The organism is Mesorhizobium sp. M1A.F.Ca.IN.022.06.1.1, from assembly GCF_003952605.1.
Classification (GTDB): domain Bacteria; phylum Pseudomonadota; class Alphaproteobacteria; order Rhizobiales; family Rhizobiaceae; genus Mesorhizobium.
In genome coordinates this window covers 2,231,528-2,255,187 of the sequence record NZ_CP034455.1, presented here as the reverse complement: position 1 = coordinate 2,255,187, position 23,660 = coordinate 2,231,528, and the positions used below count along the sequence as shown (strand labels likewise).

16 protein-coding genes and 5 pseudogenes are annotated in these 23,660 nt (G+C 61.0%); 6 read left to right on the top strand and 15 right to left on the bottom strand.

The features are described from left to right. Positions 1 to 13 precede the first annotated feature (13 nt). The 3 genes from EJ078_RS10660 to EJ078_RS10650 all read right to left on the bottom strand — a co-directional run bounded on the left by EJ078_RS10660 (position 14) and on the right by EJ078_RS10650 (position 3,038). Entirely contained in the window at positions 14 to 376 is a 363-nt protein-coding gene (locus tag EJ078_RS10660) for a hypothetical protein (protein WP_208721425.1), read from the bottom strand. Continuing rightward, entirely contained in the window at positions 373 to 1,005 is a 633-nt protein-coding gene (locus EJ078_RS10655; RefSeq protein ID WP_208721419.1) for a hypothetical protein, read from the bottom strand. The genes EJ078_RS10660 and EJ078_RS10655 overlap by 4 nt, the downstream gene beginning before the upstream one ends. 287 nt (positions 1,006 to 1,292) lie before the next feature. Next, positions 1,293 to 3,038: a DUF6538 domain-containing protein gene (locus EJ078_RS10650; protein ID WP_208721417.1), complete on the bottom strand. Its 1,746-nt coding sequence runs from the start codon at positions 3,036 to 3,038 to the stop codon at positions 1,293 to 1,295. A gap of 683 nt (positions 3,039 to 3,721) precedes the next feature. Here EJ078_RS10650 and EJ078_RS10645 point away from each other — a divergent pair. Together EJ078_RS10645 and EJ078_RS10640 are read left to right on the top strand one after the other, a co-directional pair. After that, positions 3,722 to 5,641, top strand: a complete 1,920-nt coding sequence (locus tag EJ078_RS10645; protein ID WP_127403476.1) for a potassium transporter Kup — start codon at positions 3,722 to 3,724, stop codon at positions 5,639 to 5,641. 302 nt (positions 5,642 to 5,943) lie between these two features. Continuing rightward, a complete protein-coding gene (locus tag EJ078_RS10640) occupies positions 5,944 to 6,180 on the top strand; it encodes a hypothetical protein (protein ID WP_091600251.1) in 237 nt (78 codons plus the stop codon). A 171-nt stretch (positions 6,181 to 6,351) separates the two neighbouring features. Here EJ078_RS10640 and EJ078_RS10635 read toward each other — a convergent pair. Next, positions 6,352 to 6,957 (bottom strand): annotated as a pseudogene (locus EJ078_RS10635) (ATP-binding protein); the annotation flags it as partial. A 25-nt stretch (positions 6,958 to 6,982) separates the two neighbouring features. Then, positions 6,983 to 8,323 (bottom strand): annotated as a pseudogene (gene istA, locus EJ078_RS10630) (IS21 family transposase); the annotation flags it as partial. On the opposite strand from istA, the gene EJ078_RS10625 reads away from it, so the two are divergent. The 4 genes and pseudogenes from EJ078_RS10625 to EJ078_RS10610 all read left to right on the top strand — a co-directional run bounded on the left by EJ078_RS10625 (position 8,311) and on the right by EJ078_RS10610 (position 11,147). After that, on the top strand, positions 8,311 to 8,721 hold the full coding sequence (locus EJ078_RS10625; protein WP_127403471.1) for a tyrosine-type recombinase/integrase: 411 nt from the start codon (positions 8,311 to 8,313) through the stop codon (positions 8,719 to 8,721). The pseudogene istA and the gene EJ078_RS10625 overlap by 13 nt on opposite strands. Positions 8,722 to 8,853: 132 nt before the next feature. Then, positions 8,854 to 9,201: pseudogene (locus EJ078_RS10620) on the top strand (IS21 family transposase); the annotation flags it as partial. 267 nt (positions 9,202 to 9,468) lie between these two features. Then, a pseudogene (locus EJ078_RS10615) lies at positions 9,469 to 10,422 on the top strand (DUF1403 family protein). Positions 10,423 to 10,424: 2 nt separating this feature from the next. Next, positions 10,425 to 11,147 (top strand): SMC-Scp complex subunit ScpB, encoded by a 723-nt coding sequence (locus tag EJ078_RS10610; RefSeq protein ID WP_127403470.1) that lies wholly within the window; start codon positions 10,425 to 10,427, stop codon positions 11,145 to 11,147. Between the two features lie 43 nt (positions 11,148 to 11,190). Here EJ078_RS10610 and EJ078_RS10605 read toward each other — a convergent pair whose 3' ends face one another. The 10 genes and pseudogenes from EJ078_RS10605 to EJ078_RS10555 all read right to left on the bottom strand — a co-directional run bounded on the left by EJ078_RS10605 (position 11,191) and on the right by EJ078_RS10555 (position 23,181). Further along, positions 11,191 to 11,715: an RES family NAD+ phosphorylase gene (locus EJ078_RS10605; RefSeq protein WP_127403469.1), complete on the bottom strand. Its 525-nt coding sequence runs from the start codon at positions 11,713 to 11,715 to the stop codon at positions 11,191 to 11,193. Then, on the bottom strand, positions 11,712 to 12,098 hold the full coding sequence (locus tag EJ078_RS10600; protein WP_095204923.1) for a hypothetical protein: 387 nt from the start codon (positions 12,096 to 12,098) through the stop codon (positions 11,712 to 11,714). The genes EJ078_RS10605 and EJ078_RS10600 overlap by 4 nt, the downstream gene beginning before the upstream one ends. Before the next feature lie 235 nt (positions 12,099 to 12,333). Beyond that, positions 12,334 to 12,852: a hypothetical protein gene (locus tag EJ078_RS10595; RefSeq protein ID WP_127403468.1), complete on the bottom strand. Its 519-nt coding sequence runs from the start codon at positions 12,850 to 12,852 to the stop codon at positions 12,334 to 12,336. A gap of 230 nt (positions 12,853 to 13,082) precedes the next feature. Continuing rightward, positions 13,083 to 14,114, bottom strand: a complete 1,032-nt coding sequence (locus tag EJ078_RS10590) for a hypothetical protein (RefSeq protein ID WP_127403467.1) — start codon at positions 14,112 to 14,114, stop codon at positions 13,083 to 13,085. 8 nt (positions 14,115 to 14,122) lie between these two features. After that, the gene (locus EJ078_RS10585) at positions 14,123 to 15,151 is read right to left on the bottom strand and encodes an ATP-binding protein (protein ID WP_127403466.1); all 1,029 of its coding nucleotides are present in this window, start codon (positions 15,149 to 15,151) and stop codon (positions 14,123 to 14,125) included. Further along, complete coding sequence (locus EJ078_RS10580) at positions 15,148 to 15,753, bottom strand: hypothetical protein (protein WP_127403465.1); 606 nt, start codon at positions 15,751 to 15,753, stop codon at positions 15,148 to 15,150. Before EJ078_RS10580 ends, EJ078_RS10585 begins: the two co-directional genes overlap by 4 nt. Continuing rightward, positions 15,750 to 16,507 (bottom strand): annotated as a pseudogene (locus tag EJ078_RS30850) (ABC-three component system protein). The gene EJ078_RS10580 and the pseudogene EJ078_RS30850 overlap by 4 nt, the downstream one beginning before the upstream one ends. 1,494 nt (positions 16,508 to 18,001) lie before the next feature. Beyond that, complete coding sequence (locus EJ078_RS10565) at positions 18,002 to 20,377, bottom strand: hypothetical protein (protein ID WP_127403462.1); 2,376 nt, start codon at positions 20,375 to 20,377, stop codon at positions 18,002 to 18,004. Further along, on the bottom strand, positions 20,358 to 20,798 hold the full coding sequence (locus tag EJ078_RS10560) for a hypothetical protein (protein WP_208721413.1): 441 nt from the start codon (positions 20,796 to 20,798) through the stop codon (positions 20,358 to 20,360). The genes EJ078_RS10565 and EJ078_RS10560 overlap by 20 nt, the downstream gene beginning before the upstream one ends. A gap of 490 nt (positions 20,799 to 21,288) precedes the next feature. Beyond that, positions 21,289 to 23,181 (bottom strand): hypothetical protein, encoded by a 1,893-nt coding sequence (locus EJ078_RS10555; protein ID WP_208721411.1) that lies wholly within the window; start codon positions 23,179 to 23,181, stop codon positions 21,289 to 21,291. Positions 23,182 to 23,660 lie beyond the last annotated feature (479 nt).

Sequence of the window (23,660 nt, the reverse complement as noted above, 5' to 3'; positions counted from 1 at the left end):
TACTTTCTGCTTTTCAGTCGCCGAACAGCCTTCTCGTCGTACCGCTTTTTGATTTCCTGCAGCTTGCCGTCGAGATCTTTGCGCGAGAAGAAGCGTCGCCACGCTGCATTGAGCTTGTTCGGGACGGTTTCTCCGCGAGGGACAAACCATTCGCTTTAGCGGCGTCGCAGATCGCCTGGAACACGTGTCCTTGGTCATCGGCACTAGGATCATACTCGTACTTCTCTACTGCCATAACGAGTATCAGTGTTTCGAGGACGCGCTTGGTGCTCTCGCGCATTGGTTCATCCGCAATGTCATCCTCAACGGTGGCAAGTCGGTTGGTGACGAAGCCTGCAGGGATTTCGACGCCCATTCGAGAGAACAACAATTTCAAGTCGCCTCGCGATATGCCCCCCGGAGTTCGCCGAGTTTGATGGCTCTGTTCGCCTCAGCGAGACGCCTCCGAAATTCGGTAGCGAAAGGCGATTTCTTGAACTGCTTCAAGCTGCGGGCGTTGACACAGAGGGGTTCCTTATCGAGGGACAGCGCCACCGTTTCCTGGGCCGACCACACCTTGAGACCGCGCCAACGCGCGTAGTCGGGCCGGGCGGACTCTTTTGAGAAGAACCTGCCTTGGTCGAGCAGATGTTCGTGGAGGTCGTCCAGCTTGGCAGGGCTCAGTGAGCGGAGCCGCTGTTCCTCCTCCAAGAGGGGTTCGAGCATTCGCTTGAGCCGCTCGGCGTCGGCTTGAGAAAGCCTCGTTTCGCCGTTCGGGCTCTCGCTGTCATCGGACGGGTTCCAGACGCCTTCAAGACTGATAGGCTCGGCGACCGTATTCAGCCAATCTTCTCTAAACTGAGCGTTCGGGCCGTGCTTCTCATCGGCAAGCCCTACTGCCCACAGAATCGCCTCGTGGTTTGGAAACTGGCTTTCGAGGAGGGCGGCTATCTTTTCGTCGCGACTTGGCACTATTTCTAGACGCCCGCTCTGCCTCTTGTAGGTTCTGTGTTCGAGGATTCCCATTGCGCCTCTCCCATGTCGGAGGTGCTCGAACGCAGACCGACTTCGTTAAAAGCTCGCACGGCGGAGACGTGGTACGCAACAGTGCCGTCGATACGAACAAAGGGAGGCCGCCCTCGCGAACGCGCCGGTTCTTCAACGTCTTGGGTTTGACGCTCAAGAAGATGGCTGCGAGCCGGGTATTCAAGAGATCGGTGTAATTAAAGGAGGAGCGGCCGAGCTGTTCGCCACGAAAAAGTTTTGTAGTCCGCGATCCGCCGTCGGTTGGCCGTCTGGCCAAAGGATCAAGCCTATGCAGGCGCGTTCGACTGCTCCAACTGCGAGGCTGGACTCGGTTCCTGAGCCCGCAGGCGATAGAAGGGCAACTTCTCAATCTCCGCTGCCATCGTCTTCAAAGTGACCTCGCCGTAAGTTTCAGCAACCGTTCGGGGGGCCTGCCCCTGAATTGCGTCAAGAATGCGTGGCGGAATACCGGCTTCCATCCCGACTGTCTTAAAACGATGTCGCCAACCATGGTTAGGAGCGACGTTGGGGTCGGAGACGAAACTGCGTCCGAATTCGGCGAGGCGATTTTTTAGCCCGCGCAGAGCTCCTCGAACGTTTTCTGAGGAGCTGACGTTCAGGAAAAGGTGACCATTAGGTGCCTCCTGCACGAAGGTTGTAAAGCCAAGGTCGACTAGCTCTTGGTGGAGGGGTACGTCTCGGGCTTCGTTTGTCTTGACCGTTCCCGCCTCGGGCGTAATACGGATTATCCAAGTGCGATCGTGTATGAACACATCCTGCTTCCGCAACTGCGCCAGTTCGCCGACTCGGGCTCCCGTAAACGCACACAGCCACGGAATCCAGCGCTTGGCAGCATAGGTTTTCGGACTTTCCTGGCCCTGTTGATGTGACATAGCGCCGAAAAGAATAGCTTTGGCTTCCTCGTCGGAAAGGCTTTTCGACCTAAGCCGCGCCGTCTTCCCTACCTTCAAGGTCACGCCTGCCGCAGGATTATGCGTGACCAGCCCGTTTGCTACTCCCCAATCAAAGACAACTTTTAAGGCCGACAAATTGCTATCCTTGACGGTCTTGGCCGAGACCATTTTACCGGTCTTGGGAGAGGGGGTGCTCAGCCGATGATTTTTGAATGCGATCACGTCCTTCGCTGTCACTTTAGATGCATCGTCGTGATCAAGGAAATCGACAAGATAGGCGAACGCACTCCGATAGCTCTCATAGGTGCTCGGCTTCCGGCCAGCGGCTTTGTTTTCTTTCCACCAACCTTCAACCAACTCCATTAGTGTGGCTGAATCAGATTCCGTCGTTGCGCTCGTCGCTTTAATTGATCGACTGTCCGCTGGTCGAGATACTGCAGAACGATGAGCTAGACCGGCTGGCCGCGGTTCTGACTCATATTCCCCGCGTTCAAGCTTTTGCAGAGTCAAGCTGGCTCTTTGGAAAGCAGCGCCGACAGCCCGCGCGGTTCTCGTGATGCTCCATGGATCGGTTGGAAAATCATTCTCGAGAAGGATGTCTTTGGCCCTGCTGATGCATCCGGCCCTCATCGACTTCCAAAAGATGTTCTCGATCGGCATCGATCCCGGGATCGGGTCAGAGATTCCTTCTACTCCCGGAACTGGATCGGTCGAGGGCAAAGGATAATCCGTCCACATGCCATCGTAGTAGTCAGGATGCCAGTGCAGCTGTTCGCTGGGGTTGTCATAGAATTTTGCAAGCCATTCATCGTGCACCTTCTGGGCAAGGGAGTGCGCCTCGCGGTCGGTGATGGGACGTGCCGGGGAGGCGCTTCCCTCGGTGAATTGCTTTCTCACTTCGCTGTCAGCGGAACCGAGTCGAATTCGCGAGCAATCAGCTTCGAACTCTGCAAGTACCTCTGCGTATTTTCGCTTGGCCTCTTCAGGGTCTTTTGTCCCTAGCGTCTTGTTAACTTCTTTTCGGCCTGTGAGGGCGGTTATGTCCGCCGGTAGGCGTTTTCGAAACCAGTAAACGCCGGTCTTACGATGTTTGACAGGACGGCTCATAGCAAGGACCATGTGTAACACCCGTGTGTAGCACTCGGGCAGGCCTAAGCATATAATTTTGCTAGTTTTTCAGCTGCGTCAACACCTTAAGAAGGTGATGGTGCCCAGAGGCGGATTCGAAGCGAAGGAAATCTGGCTTTGTTTCCAAATAGTTGACACCCACACAAGAGCAGGGATAGCCAACAAAAATACCAACAAAATATTTCTGTGGATTGGTTCGGTTCCCGGATATCGCTCTATTCGCTCAATGCCATCGCATCCCAACCTTATCTCAGAAGCGGAGCGTTGAGCAAGTCGCAGGTCCGCTGCTGCCTCCAATTTCCCCGAGATCTGATCGCCCTTACCACTTGAAGATGGCGGCGAGAGCGTCTTTCGACTTGACGCTTACGTCCCTGAAAATATTGAGCTTTTCGCGGCATTTGTTACACAGTCTGTTACACGGCTACAGCGTTAATTTAAGCTCTCGGCATCTGAGCTCGCGCGCCCGAGCATTGACCTGATCCGATACTGGCTCTGGGCATCGTTGCTCCCGGAGCTTCAGCATAGTCTCGCAAAAATTCCCAAGCCGCTTCGGGGCTGACGAGTCTGCGAAGCCGACGAGCGATAGGCAATACCGAGCGCAGACATTACGTGACGGCACTTGATATTGCAGTGCAGCAAGCGTAGAGCACCGCCCGCTTATCGGAGTGTCGTCCATGGCCCTTACCAATGCTGGTAACGAGGCAGAACCTGTCGAACAATCGAGCCATTCTGAGGTCGAGCAGCACAGCACCAAGGTGCTGATGCTGGGCGCGTTGGGCGTGGTTTACGGCGATATCGGCACCAGCCCGATCTATGCATTCCGAGAGGCGTTGCACGCATCGGCCGGTGGCAACGTCGCCAACCGTGGCGACATCCTCGGCGTACTCTCGCTGATCATCTGGTCGCTGACGATCACCGTCACCATCAAATACATCATGTTCGTGCTCCGTGCCGACAATCGCGGCGAGGGCGGGGTGCTGTCGCTGATGGCGCTGGCGCGCAACAGTTTCCCGACGCGCTCGGCGGTGATCCTCGGCATCGGCATTGTCGGCGCGGCGCTTTTTTTCGGCGACGCAGTCATTACGCCGGCGATCTCGGTGCTGTCGGCGGTCGAAGGTATGAATGTCGTCACGCCGACATTCCAGCCCTATGTGGTGCCGCTGACACTGGCCATTCTGGCGGTCGTGTTTGCGGTACAGCGGTTTGGCACCGGCGGCGTAGGATTGGTGTTCGGGCCCGTTACCGCGCTGTGGTTCCTGGCCATCGGCCTTTCCGGCCTCAACCACATCATGGACGACCCGGAAATCCTGCTGGCAATCAGCCCGCATTATATCGTGTCATTCCTGATCAACTCGCCCGAAGTCGCCTTCGTCACGGTTGGTGCGGTTTTTCTCGCCGTCACCGGCGCTGAGGCGCTCTATGCCGACCTCGGCCATTTCGGGCGCAAGCCGATCGTGCTTGCCTGGCTGGCCATCGTGTTTCCTTGCCTGTTGCTCAACTATGTCGGGCAAGGCGCCTTCGTGCTGGCGAATGGCGGTGTCGTCGGTCATCCCTTCTTCGAGATGAACGAAGGCCGGATGCTTATCCCGATGGTGGTGCTGGCGACGGCGGCGACCGTGATCGCCAGCCAGGCGGTGATCTCCGGCGCTTTCTCGCTGACCAGGCAAGCAGTGCAGCTCAACATGCTGCCGCGCCTGGAAATCCTGCATACGTCGGAAAGACAATCCGGCCAGATCTATATGCCGCGCGTCAACATGCTACTGGCGCTCGTGGTGATGCTGCTGGTGGTCGGCTTTGGCGAATCCAGCAAGCTTGCCTCGGCCTACGGCATTTCGGTGACAGGCAACATGCTGGTGACGAACATACTGCTTTATGTCGTCATGACGCGCATCTGGAAATGGCCGCTCGGCGTCGCGATAGCCTTAATGGCGGTGTTCGTCTTCATCGATACCGGCTTCTTTGCAGCCAACATCGTCAAGGTATTCGAAGGCGGCTGGGCCTCGCTTGCCATTGCCGCAGTGATCGTGATGACCATGTGGACTTGGATGAGAGGCACCAGGTATCTATTCGACAAGACGCGCAGGAACGAGATTCCGCTCGATTCCCTTGCAGGCAATCTGTTGAAGAGGAAACCGCAGCTGATGTCCGGTACGGCCGTGTTCCTGACCAGCGATCCCGCCAGCGCGCCGAGCGCGTTGATGCACAGCCTGAAGCACTACAAGGTGCTGCACGAACAGAATGTCATCCTCTCGGTGGTGACGGCGCAACAACCCGTCGTGCCCGACAGTGACCGGGTCAAGATGGAAACGATCAACGAGCTGTTCATGCGGGTGACGCTGACCTTCGGCTATATGGAGCAGCCCAATATCCCGCGCGCGCTGGCGATCTGCCGCAAGCAGGGCTGGAAGTTCGACATCATGACGACCTCTTTCTTCCTGTCGCGGCGCTCGCTCAAGGCCTCGCCCAATTCCGGCATGCCGGTCTGGCAGGACAAGCTGTTCATCGGGCTGGCGCGCACGGCGGCCGACGCAACGGAATATTTCCAGATCCCGACCGGACGCGTCGTCGAGATCGGGACACAGGTGGCGATTTAGTGCATGCCGCAGTTCAGCAGCTGAGAAGCCACTTGAGCGTGTCCATAGAAAGCGCCTCACTGAATACCAAACATCCCCATCCTCTGTTTGGTACGTTTCCAACTCTTGATATCTTTAGGAATTGACCAAGGATCGCTGCTTGGGTTCTGTCTCGGGAGGCGCGACTTCGGTGAGCAGAACTCTAGCAGCCCTTTCCCAGACTCTCCGCATGAATCGGAGTAGCCTGCTTCCATCGGCGATTTACATCATGGGCATCGCCGTTGAGCGACGGCCACGCTTCCGCCCTAATGGGAGGAACAGCTATGGTCAGTAACACCAGCTCAATGAGTGGCATTGCCTATCCCAGCGACCTGGCTTTGTTGAAGCAGGTCTTTGATCGTGTCTGCGCCGAGGCAGGTATCTCCGTTAGTAGCATGCAGGCGGAGCGCCTGAGCGTGAGCGTAATGGCACTGTTCTCGGACGGCGAGTTCGATGAGGCCGTTCTTTATGAACGCCTTAAGCTTGATGCCCGCTCCTTGCCCAGAACGGGCAGCGTATGACCTCCGATCATCAGGAAGTCCTCACGAGCCTTGTAGCTCGTTATGAAACCGTAGTGTCGATACAGGACCGGATCGTTGAGCACGACCGGGGTTTCGGGCCTAGCATCCGAATTGGATGAAGGCCTACTGGAGCGGCTGCTCGTCTCGTTACGGAAGGCCCGCGTCGCCCTGGAGCTGGGCGGTGATCAGGGTGGATTTGCGGCGATAGCGTTCCTCGACGATTTCGAACAGATGGAAGCGCTGTTGGTCGGTGAGGCTGTGAGTTCCGAAGTCATCGAGGATGAGCAGTTGCGCGCGGGTGAGTTTGTCGATGAGGCGTGGGAAGCGGCCATCGAGACGAGCGAGCGCCAGATCCTCGAACAGGCGCGGCACGCGCACATAGAGCACGGAATGATCGAGCCGTGCCGCTTGCCGTCCGAAGGCGCAGGCCAGCCACGACTTGCCGGTTCCGGTCTGGCCGGTGACGATCAGGTTCTCATGAGTTTTCAGCCATTCGCCCTGGGCGAGCGCCATGGTGCTGCGCCGGTCGAGTCCGCGCGGCGCGGCAAAGTCGATGTCCTCGATGCAGGCTTCGGGAAAGCGCAGCCTGGCTGAGGCGAGCCGGTTCCGGACGCGCTTGTCGGCCCGCATGGCGACCTCGCGGTCGAGCATCAGGCCGAGCCACTCGTCACGGCTGAGCTCGTTGGCGTTGTTGCGTTCGGCCAGTTCGCGCCAGGCGGCAGCCATGCCGGCCAGACCGAGGGCCTGCATCTGGTCGAGGGTAGGGTTCGTCAGCATTCTTTCTTTTTCCTTCACTGGTAATGGTGGAGCCGCGGATGTTGGCGTCTGGGGTGTCGGCTTTGCCGGTTCTGCGGAGCTGGCCCGGTCGAGGCCGGCTTTGAGGATGGCGGTGACGGAGGAGTAGGCGATCGCGTTGATCAGCAGCGCCCGCTCGCAGGCGGCATCGAGACGCTCCGGCCCATAGCGCGGCGCCAGCGACAGGATGCCCATGGCCGAGCGATATCCCTGTTCCGGATGCGGCCGGTCGCGCATCATGCGCTCGACCAGGATGGCGGCGTTGGGGCCGATCCTGGCCGCCCTGCTGATCAGGCTGGCCGGCGTGGTGTTGGCGTAGCGCTGGTGCGCCTTGGGCATGTGTTCGTTGACGGTGACATGGCCGGAACGCTGTGAGCGACGGACATGGCTGGCGACACGCTGGTGATCGTGGAAGATCTCGACCACTCGATGCGTGAGCCGCACCTCGACGGTGCGCCCGATCAGCCGGTGCGGCACCGAGTAAAAGGTCTTTTCGACCTCGACATGGTAGTCAGGATGGACCTTCGCCGACTTCCACTCGGCGTATTCGAACGGTGCCGCCGGCAGCGGCTTCAAGGCAGCCGCTCGATCTCCCCGAACAGTTCGCGGCGGCTTTGGCCGACATGGCGCATCGGCCGGTTGTTCAGCTCCTCGAGCAGTTCGGCGATCGCCGCCTTGAGCTCGGCGATCGAGAAGAAGGATCGGTTCCTCAGCCGCGCCAGAATCCAGCGCTCGACAATCAGCACCGCGCCTTCGACCTTGCCCTTGTCGCGCGGCTTGCGGCTGCGGGTCGGCAGGATGGTGGTGTCGTAATGCTCGGCCATCGCGGCAAAGGTCGCGTTCAGCGTCGGCTCGAACCACAGCGCCTTGACGACACTGGCCTTCAGGTTGTCGCACACAATCGCTCTGGTGACGCCGCCGAAGAAGGCGAGCGCTCGCACCTGGCCCTCGATCCAGTCCGGCAGCTTCTGGCTGGAGCTGGCAAAGGCGAAGGTCAGATTGGAGGCGCCCAGCACCGCGACAAAAATCTGCGCCGGGTAAATGATGCCGGTCGCCGGATCGATCACCGGCACCGTCTGCCCGGCATAGTCCGTCTGCATCACCGCGCCCGCCGCATGCCGGTTGCGGAATGTCGCGCTCGTCCGGCGCTCGAAAGCGGCGAAGTGCTCGCAGAACCAGGTGTAGCCGTAGCCGTCGGGGTGGGCGGCGCGATACTCTGCCACAACAGCGTCAGCGTCACCCCCTTGCGCTTCAACTCCCTGGCGATCAACGCAAAGTTCGGTTCGCTTAGGTCTTGCGGCGGACGACCGGCACGGCCAAACAGCAGCCGCTCAAGTGTCGCGTCGTCGTGCGATATCGCTGGCTCGCCTCGTGACCGATCGGGATAGGAGCGATGCAGTCTTTCTGGGGCGGATGAAGGAACCTTTGACACGGTTCGGAATACACCGCGTCGTGACGCAATATGCCGCCATGGCGAGCAAAACCGTGCCGACCGTGGCCACGAAGCGCGTCAGCCCCCATACGATTCGTCACACGACAGCCGTCCACCTCCTGCGTGCCGGCGTCGATATCAACACGATCCGCGCCTGGCTCGGCCATGTGTCGTTGGACACCACGCACATCTACGCCGAGGTTGATCTGGAAATGAAGGCAAAGGCGTTGGCCAAGGTTGAAGTCAGCGGCTTGAAAGAGCCCCCACGGCAGCGATCTCTGCTGTCATTAATGGCATTCCTGAAAGCCCTGTAGCGAACTACCATCGCCGTTCTTCTTATGTGGCGGCTTGGGCCAAGGAAATCACTGAGATCCTTGGCTCATCCCCGGAGACGCAACATAAATTTGGCCACAACATAACAGGTGAAGTGTTATGCCGAACATATTAGCCGCTTCTACGAACTCTTTCGCAGTTTCGAGCAGCGGCTTTCGCCGACGATGCGCCAGGAGCATGCGGCCGGCGACAAGGTCTTCGTCGACTATTCCGGCAAGAAGATCCCGATTGTTGATCGCAAGACCGGTGAGATCCGCGAGGCAGAGATCTTCGTGGCAGTGCTCGGCGCATCCAGCTTCACCTTTGCGGAGGCAACTTGGACGCAAACGCTCCCGGACTGGATCGGCTCGCATGTCCGGATGTTTCGTTTCTTCGGAGGCGTTCCCCGGCTGATCGTTCCCGACAATCTGAAGTCGGGCGTCAGCAGCGCCAGCTTCTACGACCCCGAGATCAACCGCAGCTAGGGGAGGGGATTTCGTTGACCATCGGCCGGCAGAGGAGCGGGCCGAGCGTTTCGTGACATGACCGAACGGAATTTCGTCCGGCTGCGCAAAAAGGTGCCCTGTCGAGACTTACTTGTTAGCCGGATGGCTTAGCAGGGACGAACTCGTGAAGAGTTAAACGACTGATAAGGCAACATTATCATTCGTGTTAATGCTCCGACAGGCTGTGCGTTTCGACGCAAAAATCATAGCAAAAAGCGCACCGGCACTTTACTCTCCAAAACCATGATTCGCCTCGATCCCGCGACCGCCAGCCCCGCCGCGCCGCCGGCCGTGCCGGCCTGGGCGCTCGCTCACGGCGGCGCTCTCAGCGACACCGACGCCGCCTTCCAGGTCGGCGCCGCCGTGAGCACGCTCGACACGCTCGCCCGCGCGCAAGCCAGTTGGGCCGGGGCCTGGCGGCAGCGGCTGGCGCTTCGCTGTGCCGCCGCCAGCATGCGGCTCGCCGGCCGCTCAGAGGACGAGGTCGCCTTGCGCGACGCGTGGTATCTCCGCCCGGCCGGCGCCGACACCGGCCCCGCCGGCGCGGTTCTTGGCGCCTGACGGCAGTTTTCCGTGCAGCCGCTCGTCGTCAGTGCCGACCGGCTCGAAAAAATCGTCGACCAGCTGGGTCTCCATTGGGACGGCGAGGCTCTCGCCGACCTTTGCACGGAGATCGAAAAACTGGCGGGGGCGCAGCGGCCGGCGCCGTTCGCCGCCGCGGCCATCGCGGCCCGCGTCATCACCATGCGCCCCGATGCCGAGCTTTTCGCCTGGTGGCTGGCCGACCTGGTTCTGGCGCAAAGCCTGCGCTGGCCGCGGCCGCTGCCGCTGCTGATCGCCCAGGCCTTTGGTCCGGCTTTTCGCCGCGAGGCCGGCGGGAAGCGGATTCGGCCAGGCGAAAAAGACTTTGAGCGGGCGGTGTGCCTGGCGCTGGCGCAGGCTGCGGCGGACGCCTGCCGGTTGGCCGCCGAGCTGTCGCGGCGCGCGGAGCGGCTTATCGCCGTCGCACCGAAGCTCAGGGCAAAGGGGGCGGGCGATGTGATCCAAAGACTGCTCGACGACGATGCCGTCTCCGGATCGCTGACGACCAAAAACCCGTCTCGCTTTGCGGCGCGACGCCTCTTCGAGCGGCTGCAACAACTCGAGGCCGTGCGCGAGCTTTCCGGCCGCACGACTTTTCGGCTGTTCGGACTCTAGCGATGAGCGAAGCGTCTGCCCGCCGCAAGCCGAACGAACAGCCTGTGCTGCTCGACACAGAACTGGACCACCTGCCGCCGGAGCTGCGCTGGCGCGAATGGATGGGCCGCGTCGAAGCGGTGATCTTTGCCGCCAGCGAACCGGTGACACGTAGTGTCCTCGCGCGGGTGGTGGGAAGAAACTGCAATCTCGAGCTGATCATCGACGACATCCGCGCCGAGCTCGCCGGCCGCCCCTATGAGCTGGTCGCGGTCGCGGGCGGCTGGCAGCACCGGACCAAGAAAGCCTTCGGAGACATCATCCACGCCGCATTCGGTACGCCTGCGGGGCAGGGTGCGAAGGAATTGTCGCAATCCGAGGCGCTGGTGTTGATGTGCATTGCCTATTTCCAGCCGATCACCCGCGCAGAGCTGTCGACCTTCTTCGGCAAGGAGGTGTCGCGCGATCTGATCGGCGTTCTGCGCGCGCAGGAGCTGATCGCCTCGGGGCCGCGCTCGCCGCAGCCGGGCGCGCCCTATACCTATGTGACGACAAAAAACTTTCTGTCGCAGTTCGGGCTCGACACGCTGCGCCAGCTGCCGGATTTCGAGGCGCTCGAGGACGCAGGGCTGCTGTCGAAGGAGAAGCTGCTGGCCGGGGATATACCCACCGGTCTTGGCCGGGGGGAGGGCGACGGCGAAGAGGGCGAGCCAACGACTGGCCTCGTTGAGGATGAGGCGCTCTGAACTGATCGGAAATCGGGTTGCTTACGACAGCTATTCTAGCAACTCAGGGCCACGATGACCGATCGTGCGGCAGCCGGTGATCGGGATCATGGACCGCGACCTGATCGCCGTCGACAAGATTGGCCGGAAAGATCACCAGGTTGGTGCCGCCGGCGTGGCGCAGCGACGGAAACAGGATACCGCGAAGCCCGGCAGTGATGATCAGGTCCGCGAGCTTCCACGATGGCGGGATCTTCTTGTCAATGCGAGCGACCTGGCGCCAGGCACAATCCCATTCCTGCCAAGCGCCGTCCCAGATGTTTGGGTCGAACCCTTGAGAAAGGTCGGCCACCTGGCCGAGCGTGATCTTGTAGGCGGCAAGGGTGGCGGGCGGAGTGATGCTGGCACCCTGCTTGTATTCCTCCAACGCCGTCTGCGGCGCGCGGGACAGGTAAAGCGCTTCGACGCCTGGCCGGTTGAAACGACCGCCGTCGATCGCCGCGCCTGCACCGCTGGTGGGCAGGAAGGCCCATTTGGGCGTCAGATAGCGATGCAAGATCTCGTCTGGACCGACGCGGGTGATCCTCACCCACGCGCTCCATTCTCGAGATCCCGGATAAAGGCCAGAACCGCCTCGACCTGGCCGTCCGCGACGAGTTCGGCAGCCGTGCGATGGCCATAGTCGGCAATCGGTTCATTGCGGTACCAAAAGATCGCCTTCTTGACGTCGCCGGTGAGTTCCGTTGCGGCCGAAATCACTTTCACCATCTCGCGCATGCGACCCTGCAGTCGCTCCGATGACGGGTTACGGAGCGTGTTGCGGTGGACGCCGGTCAACTGCGCCAGGTTGGCCACCTTCACGCCCAGGGCCTGCGACAGGCGCTTCGGCGAGATATAAGGCGTGCGCGGCTCCTGCAGGCTGTCGACAAAACCTGAGACCACTTTCGATTGTGCGAGCTGTGCGTGGGTCATGACAAATCTCCGACCTCTCTCATGCGCACAATATATGCACATTTCTAGGCATAGCAAGTGAACAGGGCCTGCCTCGTCAAGTTGCCGCACCGATCGTTCCCACGCGCGCACAGCGCGGCATTGAAGGGCAGACGTCGGCAAGTGAACTGTGCACAGTTTTTGCAGCGGCGGAGATACGGCTTAGCCGCCAGAAGGATAGACGGTCTGCAAGGTGACCCCCGTCCGGCCATTGCCATCAAGCTCGACAACCCCGCAGCGGCGCAACGCGCCCGCCGGTCGTCTCGACGGGGCCGACGCGGCCAAATTTCTCGATGAGATGACGAGCCAGCGGCTTACTGGCAGTGGTGATTACCAGGTTGAGCGACCTGCTGCTCTCGAGGACGGTAGCCCGGAAGATATCGAGCTGCCCGACCCGGTTGAGGTCGTCGAGATGGGTGACAGGCTCGTCGAGGAAAAAGGTGCCGCCGAGACTGCGCGCACGCGCTAAGAACAAAGCGAGCGCCAGATCCTGCCGCTGCCCCTGACTGAAGTCCTTGCCGGGATCCATTTCCTGGCTGCCCGCGTCAGCCAGCCACCTCAGCGGGTTTTCAACCTGACCGAGCTTGATGCGATCAAAGACGCGATTGGCGTGCATGCGGGCGAATAGCGGATTCACTACCCTGCCAAGGTCCTCAATCTGTCGGCCGCTGACTTGGACATAGCTGTCGTGGAAACGCGCACTTGCCTGCCGCGCTGCGGCGATGCGCTGGGCCAAATATGCGAGCCGGTTCCGCAGCGGGGCGACTTCGCGCCGTAACGTCTCAAGCCGCGCGCGCCGTGCCTCCGTAGTCCAGGCTGCCTGCGCCCCGACAGTCCGCGACGCAATATCCTCGAGCAGCGCCTGTTCGCCCCGAACCCAGTCGCGGCAGCTGGCAAGATTTTCCTCGCTCCACTCAGTGCCAAGCGCGGCGATTCGCCAAACCTGCCGAAGCTTTTCGAGCTCCTTTAGAAGCCGGGCTTGTTCGTCGCGGTAGCGCGTACGGCTTCGCTGGCGACCGCATGATCCTTGCGCAGCCCGTCGCGCCGCATGGTGTGCTCTGCCAGCATCATCTCGGCTCTGGCCAGTTCATCTCGCACCGCCGCTTCACGCGCGCGGATTGGGTCCTCAATGTGGGCCTCGAGTGTCCGTAGGGTTGTTCCTTCGCCGAGCAGAGGAACAGCGGAGCCAGGCAGCGCGGTTGATATTCGATCGCGCTCGCCGAGCAAGCGCGACAATGAAGCTGAGGCAACAAGCGCATTATCGAGCGCTTCGAGCGCAGTGACATGGTCGGTGTCGATAATGCCGAGCCGCGCCAGGCGGGGCGCACTTGCATGGGCCGCGCGCTCGAGGCCGGCAAGCTCCGCGCGGAGACGCTCATACTGAGCGGCTTGACGCTGAGCCCCCTCAAACGTTGTGCGCGCCAACCGCGCCGCTTCACTGCTCCTGGCAGCGGCCTGCTGCGCCAGCTTCTCCATCTCAGGTACCAGCGCGAGCGTTGCGGCCATTGCCTCGCGAAGCGCGTCGGCGGATTTCCAGTCATGGCTGCACAATGGGCACTCACTTGCGCCATTGGCGTGCTGATGGCCGAGCAGCTCGCGGCCCGCAATCTGCAGCGTGGCGAGGGGGCCGGCTGTTGCATCGTGGAGTTGCTTGGCACGCTGTGCTTCGGCTTCGAGCCGATCCGCCTCGGACCGTAGTTTGGCCAATGCCTCCTCGGTCATGACCTTGGCGGCAGCTTCGGTCAGCTGTTCACGCAAGAGCGAGATGCGACGATTCGCATCTTCTGCGGCGCGCGCCTCCGTGAGCGCGGCGCCGACTTCAGCTCGAAGTGCCTCGATCGAATCCGCGCTCTGTTTTGCCTGCGGCAAAATCTGGAACAGCTCGTCGAGCGTTTCATCTCCGGTCAAATTGGCTGCGCTCGCCATTTTAGAGAGCGCGCCGTAAAAGCGGCGAACCAGGGGAGTTAACACCGTCCGAGCTGCCTCGAGTGCGCGCATCTGTTCCTTCAGTGTGTCACACCGGGTACTTGCGGCAGCGACGGCAGCGCCGGCTTTTTGACCTTCCTGAACAACCTCGGCGACCTGGCGGCAAGTGTAGGATGCGCGGCATCGAGTACACCGACAGCGGTGGCGAGCTGCGCGCGTTCGGGCCAGCGAACGGCAGAGGCTTCGATGGCGTCGCGGCGCGTTACAAGGATATGTTGGCGCCGGTGCCGCTCGACATCGAGCGCCTCGATCCGCCCACCAAGCGACGCTTGAGGTCCGTCAGCCGGTCCCGCACTTAGCCCGAGACGATGTTCGGCGGCAGCAACTTCGACAGCGGCAGACGAAATTGCGAGCGGCGGCGCGCTTTCGAGTTCGACCGTCAGCCGCACGACCTCCTCTTCGCGTCCGGCAACTGTTTGCGCGAGGAGGCGCTCGCGGCTACCGATCTCCGCGACATACCGCTCGGCCAGCTTCTCGGCCTCGAGCAGGTGCCGAATACCGAGCAAGTCCGCGAACACGTCCTTACGCCGCTCTACTGTGCCGTCGTCCGAATCGACCAGAGTCGCCAGCGCTTCGGCGGAAAGAAACCGCGTACCCCGCAGCCATCCTTGGCGAAGCGGAATCGCACGCAGGTGGTGCGATTCCGCAGCCGCGGCTGCGGGAGCGAGACGGCTGAGCATGTCGTTGAGACCGATAGTCGCTCCAAGCACTCCATCCGCGCCCCCCGTGCGAGCTTGGGTCTCATTTCCGGCAACAATGCGCTGCAGGCGTTGCGCGGTGTCATTGAGATGAATTTGCGCGTCAACCACCGGCGCCTGCGTCAAACTGGAAAATTTCGGAAGCAGCACCGCCTGGTTGAAGTGAGCCTTTTCGCGAAGCCGCTCGACCTGGCCGGTCAACAGCCATTCCGCCGCTTCGCACATCGTCGTCTTGCCGGTGCCGTTTGCCGCGAAGACCAGCGTCAATGGCGATGTGAAATCGAATAAGATGGGCGCGCCGATGCCGCGAAAGGCTTCGACGCGCATTTTGCTGATGCGCACGCCGTTCATTCAAGGCCCCCAGTCGGGATCGGCGCTTCGGCGTCAGCTTGTGCCACTGCGGGCGCACCCTTTTCTTGCAGCTCCAGCCAAAGGGCATCCGCTGCATCGCCAATCTCCGGCCAATAGAGCGTGTCGCTGGCGGCGGTAGCGGCGTCGGGCAGTCCAAGCGCGGTAATGTCGGCTATGCGCGCCCAGGGCTCAGCGCCCGCGGCCAGCGCTTTAGTGGATGATGGCCAGACCAGATGCTTGCGGCAGATACGCGATGAGAGTTCCACCTTGCGGATTTCCTCATCGGTCTCCGGTGCGGGCGGGGCCGGCAAGGCGAGGACCAGATAGCCATCGAGCGGGGCAGTGGACAACGTCTCGGTCTGGGCGAGCAGGGCATCGAGCCAACCTTCGCCCTCATCGGCGGCGCGCGCGATCACGTCGCTCTGATTCGCCGCAACAGGCCAAAGCAGCAGCCGCGCATAACCGCCCGACCACAAGGCCGTGCCGGCGGGTGGCTTCGCGACTTCAGCAAGGCCCGGCAATTGCGCTTGGCGTGCCATTGCCACCTTCGCGCATAGCGGCTCCAGCGCCTGGATGCACGCATCAATGTGGGGACCGTTCATGCCACCGCCCCAAATGCTGCATTAAGACGGGCCTGCAATCCCTCAACCAACGGCGCGTCATCGACGCCAGGCTGATAATCGGCATAGAGCGAAGCGACGGCTGCAAGGCTGACGACTGATACCCGCCGGCGGCCACGGGGCTGGGTGTAATCCGATTGCTCCGCCATCAGCCCGCCTCCGGCCCCAGCTGCAGTCGCTGGCGCGGCACTGAAATCGTCACGCCGCGCTTCGGCGACCGCGCCTTCGTCAATGTCCCCGAAATGCGACTGCGCAATCACGATAAGATCGGGGTGCTCGCCCCCCTGCTGCTGCCAGTTGCTCAGAATCGCCCGCATTTGCATCTTGGTCTTGCGCGCATCACGCCAGACTAGGAGGTGGCGGCCCGAGGCGTCCTGTCGCAACTGTCCTTGTTGACTGGGGGCGGCTTGCCAAACATTCCCGTCGATTGGGTGAGCGTCGCCAGCGCGTGTAGGCCGTGCTCCGCTGCTTGCTGCTGAGCGATTTCGTGTAGCGTATCGGGGTCGACCGCGCCGCCGTCCGGGCCGTGGAACAGCGTGTTGAGGATCTGTTTCGCTTGGGGCGGAGTCCCCGCCGCAAGATGGGCGGCAATCGCAGCACTGCCATCGCGTAGCCGCGGCGACCAATTTGGATCACCGGGGTGCCGGCGCAGGAAGCGGCCAATCTCGCAGGCGTGCGGAGGCGGCGGTAGCGCGAGCGGGGCGACCAATCCGCCCTGGTTGATCGGACAAAGCATCGCCGTATGCCAGACGAAGTTACTGTCGACCGGTCCATAAGGTCCCCAATCGACCGCGCCGCAGGTCACCACAGGGTCCGATTGGCGCACTACCGCACCGACTACGCCCGCGGTCATTACCCGCCGCCCGCAGGGCAGATTGACCTGTCCCTTAGTGAGTTCGTCCCATTTGCCAAACACCCCGGTCAGGCTACGCCACTGATCCTCGGCTTCGATCGCGGACACCTTCGCGTCGGCAACATTTGCCAGCGCAACCAATCCGCGCCGTCCAGCGAGGACATGTACCAACAGCGAGTCGATCGCGCGCACCCAGTTGATGTTGTAGCCATGCTGCAGCAGAGATCCAATGACCATCGCCGGCCGGTCTCCTGGCAGATCCAGCAGCGCCTCAGCGATGCGGGCCTGCGCGCTGTCAGGATGGTCGCCCGGCAATTGCAGCATGTCGGCACAGATTAGGGGAAACAGATCGACGTCATTGAAGCGCAGATGCGTGATCCAGCGGCCGAACTGCAGGTCCGGCAGGACCACCGCCTCGAAATTCTGCTCGGCGACGGTCTTTAAATAGGCGATGCAATGGGTCTCGCCGGGAACGTGCACCCAACACCAGCCGCCATTGACTCGCCGTATATCCCCAATGCCGTCCCCGGCCTGATCCCAAGCCAGTCGGCGGCGAGTCTGACCATCTCCCGTTGCAAGCCCTGCCCAGTCGATTAACCAACCCCCAGCGGTCGCGCCGAACCCGGCCAACACGATCAGCGGGCGCGCGGAGGCACGAATCGCCGCGTCGAGCGCTTCCCAATCGACCGAGCCAAAGGCGAACTCGGGAAATACCACAAGCACGGTCTCATTGCCCGGCGCCATCTCGCTAAGTGCAGGGCCGGCATGGCCACCGCCGCCGGTCAGCAACTGTGTCGCCGAGGTGACTGCAACAGGCCGGCTTGCATCGCCCGCAATCGCGTCTTGCGGGGGCTTCGGAAGCTGTGCGAGGCAGACGTGCAACTTCGCTTCGACCGTTATGTCTAGATCGATCGAAAGGGTCGTGACGCGGTCGCCGAAATGGTCGGTAATGTTTACCATGCGCCCGCCAGCATCCTCTAAGTGGCTTTGTCAGTGCACGCCGAGCCGGTTGGAAGCTAGGCGGCGTAAACTTGCTTGATCGCATTCTGGCCGGTTTGGTCCATGTGCGCCACTGCAATAATGTGTCTGTTTAAAGTATCTCAACATCCGCATACTTTGAGATGCTGATGCCGTTGCAGGGCTGAGCGCGAGCGCATTCCTCCCTTGCTCTCGATCAGTAGAATTCTGTCCGCTTTCCAGTTCGTCCCGCTGGAACCGGACTTTCCGCTAACGGCCCTAAACTGCCTGTCGGCAATGCGCCCATGTGCCGTTGAGCCCGAACTTGCCTTAGCCAATAAGCAGGACATAAACGCGGTGCCAGTCAATCAATCCGAGCTGGGCATGGGCTGGCTATTGGCTGCGGAACGCGAGGTGATATTAGATAAGTTCGAATTGCAGTTGATCTTCGATGGCGGGCGCGGTGACTTCAAATCCGAGCGCCCTGTTGCAGATGACGGGTTCGGCGGCTAATTCAGCGCGAAGGCTATCCAGGTGTGGCAAGCCCAAGACCTTGGAGAAAGCCTCATCCACCGCCTTTCGGACCGGATCATCCGCCATATTAGGGATAGTTCTTAAATCCATTGAGGCGAGTTTTTCGTAAGAACCGGCCAGCTGTGCGAGTTGTCGCTCGGAAAGAGCCCTTACATCCAAAATTGGAAGGTTCTCAATAGTGGGTTTTTTGAACTGTACCCACGAGCCTTCCGTCGGGACCCGATGTGCTATCAAGGTGAGAAGCCCAAGTGTTGAGTTGAGCCACATCGCAATGACCTTCTCAGCACGCTCATCTTCACTGTGTAACCTAACTGGCCACCAGACATTCGACAGCCCGCGCTCAGGTAGTCGCACAGCCAACGCCCTTTGAGTATTCAGTCTGGAACGCTCGGCTATCATCACAGTGCCAGCGCGAGGCCACAGAAGGCCGATATCGCGCGCTGGTCTTCCTTTGGCAGGGGAGGTACGCGGCGCGAGCCACTTGTTCGGCAGGGTTTCAATGGTGCGGATCAATTCGCCGCTGTGGCCAATGAGTGCCGGAAATGGTGTGTGAGAGTTAGAAACAGTAAAGCCATCGGCAATATCACGGCGGTCTGGGCCGAGAGAGGCAATTTCCCTAAGGGCTTGAATTGGAACCTCAACCGACTCATTCCGACCCGGTCGATAAAGATAGCCCCGCCGAAGCATCCATGCTGTCCGGACGAGATTTGTTTGAGCGAATGAACATCCTATCCACGGACTTTGCCGTACATCGCCCCATGGGATTTCAAGAGTCTCGCCGTATTTCTGAGCCCCGATGATGATTTCAGACAAGCCGTGGACCGGCTTCGCCGATGTGCCGACAGGCGCTGGCGCTCCACGCAATATTTCCTCGCCCAGGGCGAGAGCATGAGCGCTGTTCTTTGGATTCTGCCACAGATTGATAAATTGAGTTGTGTGGCCTGCCATCATCTGGTCGGATTCCGACTGCCCATTTCGCTTGCGCGCAATCAGCAGTATCTCGCTCAGGTCGGTGTTTTCCGAAAAATTCCACCTAGTAGGGTCATGGCTTGCGACGACTGTTTCAAGCACATAGCCGTGTCGGAACAAATCGCGCGTCTTTTCCCATGCGACGCCAGTTGCTAGGGCCGCAGGCAGGACCAAGGCGATCCTTCCGCCATCTTTCAGGTGTTTGTCGGCGACGGCCGTGAAAACGCTCCCCAGGCCCGCTGTGGACGATGCAGCCAGTTTGGAGGTCTTGACGCGCCGCGCCAGTTCTTCCTGCATTTCCCCACGCTCGTCCGGGAGTGATCCGAAGAGCAAATTCCCACCAACGCTGCGAACGAACGGCGGGTTCATTACGCATAAATCCAATGACGGCAGCGGTGCCGAAGATTGGTAGGTTTCCTTGCCGACTTGCTCAGCACCACCACCGCTCGTCATGAGGTCGAGTTGGGTTCGGATTGTGTCTGCCGAGATGTAGTCGATGCTTCCAAGGTACACCTGACCCGTTTGCATTCTGCCCATTGGAAGGGAGTATAGATGCATATTGCGAAAACAAGTTTCTGGAGCGAGCATCGCAAGCGTCGATGCGGTTAAGTGGACGGCGGACGGCAATACGTCATAGCCATACAACATTTCTTCGATAATCAGCTTATGTAGATCTCGAAGCGATTCATCGTTAACTTGCTCATCCTTGCTCATTCTAAACTTGATGAAATTGTCGGTGAGCGCTTGGCTAGCTGCCATCAACAGCGTGCCGGTGCCACAGGCCAAGTCCGCGATGCGAAATCGCCTCAAGGTCTGCGGGTCAGACCAGTCTTTGTCGTGCCATCTGTCTATGCTCAACGTTAGTTTCAGCAGAAGAGTAGCGGCAGGAACCGACGTGTAATAGGTTCCCAGATATTTTGCGTCAAGCAGCAACAGATGATAGATTCGACCCATCAAGTCGTGCCGCAACGCTGCCTTTTTAGATACAATTTCAAGCGCGCGATTTGCCAAGTGTCTTATGGCGGCGTCGCTGTCTGGATTTGACGGCATGGACAGCAGAATTTCACGCGCTACCTTAAAAATTGGCACGTAGTTGATTTCACTGATTATCATCTCCCAGTGCTGTGCCGTCTCGCCTATGAAGTCACGCCTTTGCAGGAATGATCTGATTGGCAAAACCTTCTCTTCAAGGGCGGACAGTTGCTCCTGAAATATGAACGCGTTGGCCAGCATCAATGCTGAGAGCTTTGCGGTTGTCTCGCGCCGACGATACTCAAACGGTAGTTTCGGCATGCCCCTTGGTCCCTATCCCGAGCAACTTAATCAAGCGGTCGCACGTCGCACCGCTGTCGAGTAGAGCACTAGATACCTCAGCTAGCCCAATGTTCAGGGTATCGACTGCCTGTTGCAGCACGTCGTCGCGCACGATCACATCGTGCGCGCGTCGCAACTCGGCAAGAATTTCATTGACGCTCCCGTGATGCCAAGTTGCGTTGTCAGCATCTGTGAGTACCGAAAATTTGAGGGATGCAGAGCCAAGCTCTTGGGGCAATCGGCTGAATTGAACAGAGCGTATATACGTGGGATAAACCACCGCGATGGCTAGATGAGCAACGCCTTGATCCACACGACTTTTAGCCTGGGCAAGAACAACAAGGTCGGCGTTCGGGGTGTCGGCTACTTTACCTTCGACAGCGCAGCGCAGCCCGCGCATTACTGCCATCACATCTGGCCTGGATCGGCCCTTCTGAAGAATTGTCTCAGGATCAGCGTCAACACCGCGTCGCCCCAAGCAGGCTGCGAGAACTGTATTTAGAACCTCTTCCCGATGACGTTCGCCCATAAATATTGTGCCCCCGCAATTCAGGTAATAACGCGCCATTTATGATTAAGGTGAGGTTAAGTACCACTAAGGAATTGATTAATAACCGCTATTCAGCAGGCGGTCACCCATGTGGGCGTCCCCACGACCTCATGAATTGGGTAAAAAGTTCGGGTCGCCGTGGTGACCGCTCTTATCCACTTACATCACCACCCACCCACAGCTGCCGGTCAGCTTTCGGGCCAAGGCTGCCGGACCGCAATGCGCCAGATTGTCGTTCATCGGCGAAATCGCCGACCCCAGAAGCTGCCATACGTGTCTATGGTCGGCTTAGGCTATTGGTCGTCGGAACCTTATGTCGGTCTGCCGGCCACGATTGGTGCTAGATGTCGAAAGGCAGCTTAGCCGGCAGACCATCACCCTTCGCGTCCTTGATCGCTTTCCGAACCTGCGCCCGCCATGGATCGGCAATGGATCCGAGTTCCTTTTCCATCGACGCGATCGCGGCCTGACCGCCTGGTCTTCTCGCGACGTTGCGCAGGATGCGTTCGGGATCGCCCGCTCTTGCGGCAGCGAGGGCGATGTCGCGGGGCCGCCATTTCGATGACAGGAGGGTTTCGGCGAGATCGCGGCGGGCGATCTTGCAGCGATCCCAGTCCATGAAGAGGAAGACGATTGAGAGAAAGTCCGGGATGCTATCCTGTTGGAGCTCGCGGTAGACGGAGGGGAACACGGCGGCGACAATCGGGGATGCGGACATGCCGCGCTCGTGCATGACGAAACGAAGCAGCGCAGCGCTCGCACGGATGTAGCCGCGGTTGTTGACCTTGGCGGAGTCCCAGAGGATGCGGCCGGCTGCTTCCGCGGCCTGATAGGAAAGGTCGAGGACGCGGCGGGCCATGATCGTCTCGGCGAGAACTTCCGGGATTCGGAGGAAGGCGCCACGGGTCTCCGGGGCGGAGGAATCGAAAAGGACGAGGTTGTGGCTGGCCAGCGCGGCAGGAACGCCGGTGGCAAGGCCGGTGCGAAAAGCGTCGGCGGCATAGAGTTCCCGGCCGGAACGATCGAGGAGGGCGGCGATCGTTTTGTCGCGATCGGCTCCGAAATCTCGACTAAGAGCCTTGTCGAGCGCGCGTGCAGCGAGGGCGCTGCCACGTTTCCCAGTCAACGACGGCAGCAGCTGCGCAACGAGCGGGATCAACTCCTCGGCTGCAAGCGGAACCGTCTCGGCGATCCGGGCGAGGAGTTCGGTGTCACTCGGAATCGTGCCCAGAATCGGCACGATCCTGGCCAGAACACCGGTGCGCGCGACGATGGAACGCAATTGCTCCTGGGATGCGGAGGAGAGGACGTCGACAAGGAAGGCGGACTTGCGCGGATCGGAGACCGGGAGGGAGACGATCCAGTCGACGTCGCCAGGGGTAGGCTCGAGGAGGTCCCGGAGCATCCGGTTCGCGGGGGCGCTGTGGGGCGCGCTGACCGCGATGTCCCGGACGGCCCGGACGGCGCCGCTAAGGCGGGCGGCTTCGACGACGACGTCGTTGAGGGCGGCTTGCTGCAGGGCGTTTCCACCGGCGAGGCGGCGCGTCTCGGCGACAACGATGTCGGCGGACGCATCGACGAGCAGCGCGTGCAGGACCTCGGCGTGACGATCCGCGAGAAGATGCCGCGGAAAGCGACGGAAGGCCTCGGCCCGTTCGCCGGTCCGGGCATGCTCGATGCCCGTGGCGAGCGGCGACTCTAGGCCGGCGTCTTCGCGAAAGGCGGCAGCGGCGAGATCCTGTGCGCCCAACATCACTTTGAGGAGATCGAGCGGCGGGAGGCCGGCGAGCGCCTCGGCTATCGGATGAAAGGGCTTCGCCCTGGCAAGACCGTTGGCAAGCCCGCCTAGCAGGAAGTCGCCGCCGCTCTCGCGCAGGAGGACGGGGACGGCGGCGACGGCGTCGAGTGGGGTGCGGGTGGCGAGCGCGGTGGTAGTCGATCTGACCGAGCGGGCGAGCGAGAGCTGCCAGCGCGTCTGCCCGAGCTTTCCGATCAGGACCTGGAGGAAGCGCCAAGCGTCGGCTGGGGGCATGCGCGACGCGGCGCTATTCGCGGCGGCCGCCAGCGCCGGTGTGAGTCGCTCGACCAGTTCGGCGCGTCTCGCAGGACGGGTATTGGCGATGTCGAGCAGCCCGAGCGCCGCATGGGGCTCGGTGTCGATCTTGCCGGCAAGCTCCTCCCAGAGAAGGGATAGTCGGAGCGTCTCCTGGCTGCCCTGCTCGTCGCCAGCCATCTCGCCGAAAACGTCTAGACCGAGTAGCGACGGATGGGGTGCGCGGAGCACCTCGGTCTCGATCCGCGCCGACCAGGGGTGGCGCGACGCGCTCTTTCGCGTCCCGTCGATACGGCGCCCCTTCCAGTCGGAGAAGCGCGATCGGGCGCTGACCGGCGCGAAGACGAGGTCGAAGCTGCGCTTCGCGATGGTCCGGGGGAATTGCAGAAGGTCGAAACCGTGAATCGGCGACGCATCGACGGCCAGATCGCGGTCAGGAAGCGGAGCGCGAGGAGCTCGGGAGCAGGGGCGCCGAAGACAGCAACCGGAACGCTGTCCTCGAGGAACAGCGCCTCGATAAGTTCGACGCCGGGCCCTTCCACCGGTGGAAGCGGCGGGGCGAGCGACGGCTCGAGCATCAGCTGACGGCCGGGATCGGTCGGACCGGCCTCCGTGGCCACTCGGGCGAGCGAGGCAGGACCGGCGAGGCCGGTCCAGTC